The following is an 8,444-nucleotide window of genomic DNA, read 5'->3' on the forward strand; positions in this document are numbered from 1 at the left end:
GTATTCGGCAGGGATCGGATCGGCCGCGGCCGGTGCGGGCGGCAGGATACGGCCGGCCGGCGCCGTGCGGCTGGTCCCGGGCAACAAGTCGAGCAACATCGAAAGCGCCGGCTTCATGGTGGCGACGATGCTGGTGCCGATGGGCGTGACCGCCGCCGCGGCCGGATCGTCGGTGATCTGGAAGATCGCGGTCGTGCCATCGAAGATCGTGGCATGGCCCTCGACATGAAAGGTGAACACCGGCGCGCCGATCACAACCACGAGGTCATGGTCGCGCAGGGCGTCCGAGACTTGCGCCGGCGAGGCATGCAGGAACCCTGCGAATTGCGGATGCCGTTCCGGAAACGAACAGCGCGCCGAGAACGGGCTGACCCAGACCGCGGCTTTGGCTTTCTCCGCGACCTTCACCATGAGATCGACGGCCACGGCACGGTCGACGCCGGGGCCGACGACGAGGGCAGGGCGCCTGCTTTCGGAGAGCGCTTTGGCGAGCGCCCTCATCGCCTCCGCATCGGGGCCGAGTTCGCGGCTGATCTTTCGGGCTTCGATGGCGTGTGTCGGGCGTGTCCAGTCGTCGATCGGGACCGAGACGAAGGTCGGTCCGCAGGGCGGCTGCATCGCCACGTAATAGGCGCGCGCGATCGCCGCCGGCACGTCTTCCGCGCGCGCCGGCTCGACGCTGTACTTGACATAGGGCCGCGGGAACTCCGAGGCGCGTTCGGCGTAGAGAAACGCCTGCAGCGGCAAGATACTGCGCGCCTGCTGGCCGGCGGTGACCACCAGCGGCGTCTGGTTGCGGTGCGCGGTATAGATATTGCCGAGCGCGTTGCCGACACCGGCCGCCGAATGAAGGTTGACGAAGCCGGCGTTGCGGGTGGCCTGGGCGTAGCCGTCGGCCATGCCGATGACGGAAGCTTCCTGCAAGCCCAGCACGTAGTCGATGTCGTCGGGCCAGTCGCTGAGAAACGGCAATTCGGTCGAGCCGGGATTGCCGAACACTTTTGTGATGCCGAACGCGCGCAGCAGGCCGAAGGTGGCGTCCTTGACGGTGACTGGCTTGCCGGTCGCTTTGGCGGGCTTGCGGGACAATGCCGTTGCCCCTAGCTCGTCATTGCGAGGAGCGACTCGTCCGCCGTAGCCCAACGGGCGAAGGCGGAAGCGACGAAGCAATCCATGCCAAAGCAAAGCAGGAATGGATTGCTTCGCTTCGCTCGCAATGACGGTCTGAGCCCGACGAACCTCACCACGTCGCGGTGCCCTTCATCGTCGGCTGGCCCTGCGAATTCGCGGTCCACAACTCCATGCCGGCGGCGGTGTCGTCGGCATTGATGGAGAATTCGCTGCCTTCGAACAGCGGCTGCACGCCGCGATAGACGAATTTCTTTGGCGGCGTGCCGCCATGAAGCTTTGCGGCGAGCTCGACGATGAAGGCCGCCTGCAAGGGCCCGTGAAAAATCAGGCCGGGATAGCCCTCGACCCTGGTGGCGTAGTCGCGATCGTAATGGATGCGGTGACCGTTGAAGGTCAGTGCCGAATAACGGAACAGCAGCACGGGATCGGCCATGTGGGTTTCGCGGTGCTTTGCGGCCGGCGGCGGCGCGGCAGGCCTGGCGGGTGCGGCCGGTTGCGGGCCCGACATCTCGCGATAGACGATATCCTGCCGCTCGCAGATCGCGGCGCCGCGCGGTGTGGTGATGAGATGCTCCACGGAAACGAAGCACAGGACGCCGGTGCTGCCGGTCTTCATCGTCACGTCGGAAATGCGCGACGCGCGTTTTGCTTCGTCGCCGACGCGCAGGGCGTCGAAAAATTCCAGCTCGCCGCCGGCCCACATCCGGCGCGGCAGCGGCACCGGCGGCAGGAAGCCGCCTCGCGTCGGGTGGCCGTCCGGGCTCAACTGCGACATCGGAAACACCGGCGGCGCCAGGCACCAATGGGTGGTGAAGGGTGCTGCGTCACCGGCCCTGGGCTCGCCGATCTCCTGGAACAGCGTTGCCCGCAGGCCCTTCACCAGTTGCGCGGTGACGATGTCGGAAGCCTCCTCGGTGCGGCCGATCCATTGCCGCAAATGGTCGAGGTCGGGTTTTTCTGCGAGTTTTTCGGTCATGACGATTTCGTCCGGGCGCGAGAAGCTTTTGGAAGTTCGCTGTGCTGGCCGATGCCGGGCACCGCGCCGTAGTGACGCGGCTGATCGACGAAGATCACGGCGGGCGCGGGATAGTTCACCGGCCCGTTCGGCGTGTCCACCTCGATGCGGCGCAGATGCGGGTGATGGGCGAGGTCGGCCATGGTGTTGACCTCGGCAAAGGCGATGTCGGCGTCTGACAATCGCTTCAAGAGATCGTCGCGCAACATGGTCGCAAAACTGTCGCCGACGGTCTTGTCGGTGAGCTGGCGGTTGCGGACGCGCTCGACCATGTTGGCGAATCGGGGATCGTCGGGCAAACCGGGCTTATCAAGCACATCCGCGCAGAGTTTTTTCCATTCGCGTTCGCTCTGGATCGAGATCAGGATTTCCTTGGCGTCCCTGGAGCGGAACACGCCGTAAGGCGCGATCGAGGGATGGGCGAGCGCCATCCGCTGCGGCGGATTGCCGGCTTCCGAATTGAGCAACGGCACCGCCAGCCAGTCGGCCATCACGTCGAACATCGATATCCGGATGTCGGCGCCCCTGCCGCTGCGCCCCCGCGCGATCAGCGCTTCGAGGATCGCGGCATGCGCGGTGGCGCCGGTCGCGATATCGACGACCGAAATGCCGACCCGCGACGGCCCCTCCGGCCCGCCGGTGATCGAAGCGAGCCCGCTCTCCGCCTGGATCAGCAGGTCATAGGCCTTGCGGTCGGCGTAGGGGCCGTGATCGCCATAGCCTGATATGGTGCAGCAGATCAGCGCCGGATAATCCCTGCGCAGGCGTTGCAGCGCGAAGCCGAGCTTGTCCATCGAGCCGGGCTTGAGGTTCTGCAGCAAGACATCCGCGCCGGCGATCAGATCTTCCAGGGCTTGCCGGCCCTCGATGGTGGCGAGGTCGATCACCATGGAATCCTTGCCGCGGTTGAGCCAGACGAAATAGCTGCTTTGCCCCTTGGCGGCGGCGTCGTAGCTGCGGGCGAAATCGCCCTCCGGCCGTTCCACCTTGATGACATGGGCGCCGGCGTCCGCCAGCCGCGAACTGCAGAACGGTGCGGCGACCGCCTGTTCGACGGCGATGACGGTCAGTCCTTCGAGCGGCAGCATGTTTCTGTCTCAGTAGGAGCGGGGCATGCCGAGCACATGCTCGGCGACGAATGACAGCACGAGGTTGGTCGAGATCGGCGCGACCTGATAGAGCCGCGTCTCGCGGAATTTTCGCTCGATATCGTATTCCTCGGCGAAAGCGAAGCCGCCATGGGTCTGCACGCAGGCGTTCGCCGCTTCCCAGGACGCATCCGCCGCCAGCATCTTGGCCATGTTGGCCTCGGCGCCGCAATCGAGCCCGGCCTCATATTTGCGGGTGGCTTCCTTCACCATCAACTCGGCGGCGCGCATCGCGGCATAGGCCTTGGCGATCGGGAACTGGACACCCTGGTTCTGGCCGATCGGGCGGCCGAACACCACGCGTTCCCTGGCATAGGCGGTGGATTTCGCGATGAACCATTTGGCGTCGCCGATGCATTCGGCCGCGATCAGGATGCGTTCGGCGTTCATGCCGGAGAGGATGTAGCGAAAACCCTTGCCCTCCTCGCCGATCAAATTCTCCGCGGGCACCGGCATGTCGGTGAAGAACACTTCGGTGGTGGCGTGGTTCATCATGGTCCGGATCGGGCGGATCTCCAGGCCACGGCCTTTCACTTCCCGCATGTCGACGATGAACACCGACAGGCCGTCGGTGCGCTTTTTGGCCTGCTCCTTCGGCGTGGTGCGCGCCAGCAGGATCATCAGGTCGGAATATTCGGCGCGGCTGGTCCATATCTTCTGGCCGTTGACGACGTAGCCGTCGTTGCCGTCGCGCCTGGCGAAGGTCTTCAGCGAGGAAGTGTCGGTGCCGCTGGTCGGCTCGGTGACGCCGAAGGCCTGCAGCCGCAATTCGCCGCTGGCGATCCCGGGCAGCCATTTTGCTTTCTGCTGGTCGCTGCCGTGCCGCAGCAGCGTGCCCATGGTGTACATCTGGGCGTGGCAGCCGCCGCCATTGCACCCCGCGCGCTGGATCTCCTCCAGGATCGCAGCCGCGGCCGACAGTTTCAGTCCGGCGCCGCCATATTCCTCGGGGATCAGGACCGAGAGATAGCCGGCCTTCGTCAGCGCATCGACGAATTCCCTTGGGTACGCCATCTGGCGATCCAGCTTGCGCCAGTATTCGCCGGGAAACTGGGCGCAAAGCTTTGCGACGGCGTCGCGAATGTCGTGATGTTCGTCCTGTTGTTCCTGGGCGGTCATCGGAACTCGGCTGGCAGGTCAACCGCGCGCATGGTCGCGGTGGCGAACGCGCAGATGCGTTCCGCCCCCTTGTCTTGAGAGAACACTTCAACCTTTGCAACGCCTATCGTATTGCCCACCTGCATGGCTTCCGCGCGGGCTATGATTTCCTCGCCGCTCGCGGGACCGAGGAAGTTGATCTTGATCTCCACCGTCACCGCGATGCGCCCCTTGGGAAGCGCGGTGGTTACCGCGGCGCCGGCGGCCTGATCGGCGAGGCCGGCAATCACGCCGCCATGGAAATGGCCGAAGAACTGCGTGAGCTCCGGCCGCCGCGACAAGGCGAGCGACACCCTGCCCGGCCCGGCTTCGACGATGCGCATGCCGGAAGACAGAGGAAATCCGGACATCGCCATGATGCCCGCGAGCTGCTCGATCGGATTGGTGCCGGTCACGGGGATCGCCGTGTCGTCAAGAAACAGCCCTCACGCTGGAATGCGCACCGGCAGCGATTCGATGCCGCGCACGAAGCTGGAATAGACCCGCTTCGGCTCGCCGACCACCTCGATGCGGTCGAACCGCTTCAGCATCTCCTGCCACACGATCTTCAATTGCAGCTCGGCGAGACGCATGCCGACGCAGCGGTGAATGCCGAAGCCGAACGACAGATGGGTGCGCGGCCGGGCGCGGTCGATGATGAATTCGTCGGGCTTTTCGATGCCCTCTTCGTCGCGGTTGCCCGAGACGTACCACATCACGACGCGGTCGCCCTTGTTGATCTTCTTGCCGCCGATCTCGGTGTCGACCAGCGCGGTCCGCCGCATATGCGCCAGCGGCGTCTGCCAGCGGATCACTTCCGGCACCATGGAATCGATCAGCGCCGGATTGTCGCGCAGCTTCCAGTACTGGTCGGGGTGCTCGTTCAGCGCCAGCACCGAGCCGCTCATGGTGTTGCGGGTGGTGTCGTTGCCGCCGACGATCAAAAGGATGATGTTGCCCATCAGATTGTCGGGGTCCATGTGGCGGGTGGCCTCATTGTGCGCCATCATCGACAGCAGGTCGTTGCGCGGCTCCGCGTTGACGCGCTCGTTCCAGAGTTTGGAGAAATAGGTCGCGCATTCGTCCATCTCCTGGCGGCGCTGCTCCGGGGATTCGACGACGCCGCTCTTGGGCAGCGCGGTCGAGACGTCGGACCACCGCGTCAGCTTGCGCCGCTCCTCCCAGGGAAAGTCGAACAGCGTCGCCAGCATCTGCGTGGTCAGTTCGATCGAGACGCGATCGACGAAATCGAAGGTCTCGTTGCGCGGCAGATTGTCGAGCACCTTGGCGGAACGCTCGCGGATCAGTTTGGCGAGTTCGTCCAGATGCGTCGGCGTGAACATCGGCGACACCGTCTTGCGCTGGGCCGAGTGCCGCGGCTGATCCATCGCGATGAAGCTCGGGTAGTCATAGCCCGGCGGCGCGTCGCGGATCGAGATTCCGCCGAGGCTGACCTCGGAGGAGAAGATGCCGTGATTGGTGTCGACATGCATGATGTCGTTATATCTGGTGACCGACCAATAGGGCTCGATCGGCGCGTTGGTGCAGTAATGCACCGGCGCTTCCTTGCGCAGCCGTTCGAACCAGGGCCACAGCGTATCGTTCTGGAACAATTTTGGCGCGCCGGGATGAAAATCCTTCAGCGGCGTGGAATAGGCCTCCTCGCGCGCGGCGCGCAGACGCTCGTGTCTGTCGGCTCGGATGGCGGTCTGGACGTTCATGGTCGATCGATCCCAGGTGCTTTCGAGGGAACTATCCGGCGATGCGGACCGGCAGGGTCTCGTAGCCCTTGACGAAACTGGAATACACCCGCTTGGGCTCGCCGACCACCTCAATATTGCCGAAGCGCTTCAGGATCTCTTCCCAGATGATCTTCAATTGCAGCTCGGCCAGCCTGAGCCCGACGCAGCGATGGATGCCGAAGCCGAAGGAGATGTGGGTGCGCGGCCGGGCCCGGTCGATGATGAACTCGTAGGGGCGATCGATCACCTCTTCGTCGCGGTTGCCCGAGACGTACCACATCACGACCTTGTCGCCCCTCCTGAACTGCCTGCCGCGGAACTCGAAGTCGGCGAGCGCGGTGCGGCGCATATGCGCCAGCGGCGTCTGCCAGCGGATCACCTCCGGCACGAAACTGTCGATCAAGGCGGGATTTTCGCGCAGCTTGCGATACTGATCCGGATGCTGGCTCAGCGCATAGATGCTGCCCGACAGCGTGTTGCGGGTGGTGTCGTTGCCGCCGACGATCAAAAGGATCAGATTGCCCAGGAAATTGTTCGGGTCCATGTCGCGCGTGGCTTCGCTGTGCGCCATCATCGACAGCAGGTCGCTCTTCGGCGGCCGGTTCATCCGCTCCTTCCATAGCCTGCCGAAATAGGCCGCGCATTCCATCAATTCGGCCTGCCGCGCTTCTTCGGTCGCCACCACGCCATCCGGGCCTGGCAGCGTGGTCGCAACATCGGACCAGCGCGTCAATTTGCGGCGGTCCTCCCAGGGGAAGTCGAACAACACGGCGAGCATCTGCGTGGTCAGTTCGATCGAGACCCGATCGACCCAGTCGAAGGTTTCGCCGTCAGGCAAATTGTCGAGGCATTCGGCCGAGCGCTTGCGGATGTTGATCGCGAGCTGGTCGAGATGGGTCGGCGTGAACATCGGCGCGACGGTCTTGCGCTGCGCGCCATGGCGCGGCTGGTCCATGGCGATGAAGCTTTCGCGGCGCAAATCGGGCGCGGCGTCGCGAATGGTGATGCCGCCGAGCGAAGCCGCCGACGAGAACACCGCATGATTGGTCTCGATGTCCATGATGTCGTTGTATTTGGTCACCGACCAATACGGCCCGAACATGCTGTCCTTGCAGTAATGCACGGGGTCTTCCTGGCGCAGCCGGTCGAAATACGGCCAGAACGAATCGGTCTTGAACAGCTCGGGATCGCCGGGATCGAATGCTTCGAGCGGGATCGAATAGGCGCGCTCCCGCGCGGCCTCTTGCTGGGGGGTCTGGGCGAGATCGATGCTCCCATGCATGGGCGGCTCCCGGATGGTTTCCCGCCCATGGCGATTTGACGGGCGACATTTTGAATTACAGCCCGTCGCGCGCGTCAGGGCAAGCGACAGTTTGGCGGACAGTTTGGCGCATTTGGCCGCATCGCTGCCACTGCCCGTCCGATACCCTTTTTGACCCCGTTCCGCCCGTGACAAGCCGGCCTGCAAAGAATAAGGCTGTTTGCAACCCAGCCGTTACATTTTGCCGGAGCAGCCCGACCATGATCCTCAACGCGCATCGGATGTTCAATTTCGATCTCGGCGAGACCGCGGACGCGATTCGCGAGACGGTGCAAGCTTTCTCCAGCAACGAGATCGCGCCGCGCGCCGCCGAGATCGACAAAAGCAATCAATTCCCGCGCGACCTCTGGCCGAAGATCGGCGCGCTCGGGCTGCACGGCATCACCGTCGAGGAGGAATATGGCGGATCGGGGCTCGGCTATCTCGATCACTGCATCGCGGTCGAGGAAATCTCGCGCGCGTCGGCGGCGGTCGGCCTGTCCTACGGCGCGCATTCCAACCTCTGCGTCAACCAGATCCGCCGCAACGGCAACGAGGCGCAGAAGCGGAAATATCTGCCAAAGCTGATCTCGGGCGAGCATGTCGGTTCGCTGGCGATGTCGGAGCCCGGCGCCGGCTCCGACGTGGTGTCGATGAAGACGCGCGCCGAGAAGAAGGGCGACCGTTTTGTGCTGAACGGCAGCAAGATGTGGATCACCAATGGGCCGGTCGCAGACACGCTGGTGGTCTATGCCAGGACCGATGCCGGCGCCGGGCCGCGCGGCATCACCGCCTTCATTATCGAAAAGGGCATGAAGGGCTTTTCCACCGCGCCGAAGCTCGACAAGCTCGGCATGCGCGGCTCCGATACCTGCGAGTTGGTGTTCGAGGATTGCGAAGTGCCGGAGGAAAACGTGCTGAGCGAGGTCGGCCGCGGCGTCAATGTGCTGATGTCCGGCCTCGACTATGAG

At 64.3% G+C, this 8,444-nt stretch carries 8 protein-coding genes; 1 reads left to right on the top strand and 7 read right to left on the bottom strand.

The window, feature by feature from the left end:
* The 7 genes from mdlC to WCE35_RS26035 form a co-directional block, all read right to left on the bottom strand.
* On the bottom strand, window positions 1-1,089 hold a 1,089-nt coding region (gene mdlC, locus WCE35_RS26005), incomplete at its 3' end, for a benzoylformate decarboxylase (protein WP_424596176.1).
* Window positions 1,090-1,240: 151 nt separating this feature from the next.
* A complete protein-coding gene (locus tag WCE35_RS26010; protein WP_424596177.1) occupies window positions 1,241-2,107 on the bottom strand; it encodes an FAS1-like dehydratase domain-containing protein in 867 nt (288 codons plus the stop codon).
* Window positions 2,104-3,234 (bottom strand): CaiB/BaiF CoA transferase family protein, encoded by a 1,131-nt coding sequence (locus WCE35_RS26015; protein ID WP_424596178.1) that lies wholly within the window; start codon window positions 3,232-3,234, stop codon window positions 2,104-2,106. The genes WCE35_RS26010 and WCE35_RS26015 overlap by 4 nt, the downstream gene beginning before the upstream one ends.
* Before the next feature lie 9 nt (window positions 3,235-3,243).
* Window positions 3,244-4,413: an acyl-CoA dehydrogenase family protein gene (locus WCE35_RS26020; protein ID WP_424596179.1), complete on the bottom strand. Its 1,170-nt coding sequence runs from the start codon at window positions 4,411-4,413 to the stop codon at window positions 3,244-3,246.
* Entirely contained in the window at window positions 4,410-4,808 is a 399-nt protein-coding gene (locus WCE35_RS26025; protein WP_424596183.1) for a PaaI family thioesterase, read from the bottom strand. The genes WCE35_RS26020 and WCE35_RS26025 overlap by 4 nt, the downstream gene beginning before the upstream one ends.
* Window positions 4,809-4,877: 69 nt before the next feature.
* Complete coding sequence (locus WCE35_RS26030) at window positions 4,878-6,152, bottom strand: cytochrome P450 (RefSeq protein WP_424596180.1); 1,275 nt, start codon at window positions 6,150-6,152, stop codon at window positions 4,878-4,880.
* Between the two features lie 31 nt (window positions 6,153-6,183).
* Window positions 6,184-7,455: a cytochrome P450 gene (locus tag WCE35_RS26035; protein ID WP_424596181.1), complete on the bottom strand. Its 1,272-nt coding sequence runs from the start codon at window positions 7,453-7,455 to the stop codon at window positions 6,184-6,186.
* Between the two features lie 239 nt (window positions 7,456-7,694).
* Between WCE35_RS26035 and WCE35_RS26040 the strand changes: the two genes are divergently transcribed.
* Window positions 7,695-8,444 (top strand): acyl-CoA dehydrogenase family protein (locus WCE35_RS26040; RefSeq protein ID WP_424596182.1); only part of this gene is annotated, 750 nt, incomplete at its 3' end.

The sequence above is a fragment of the Bradyrhizobium sp. genome (genome assembly GCF_049691595.1).
Lineage (GTDB): Bacteria > Pseudomonadota > Alphaproteobacteria > Rhizobiales > Xanthobacteraceae > Bradyrhizobium.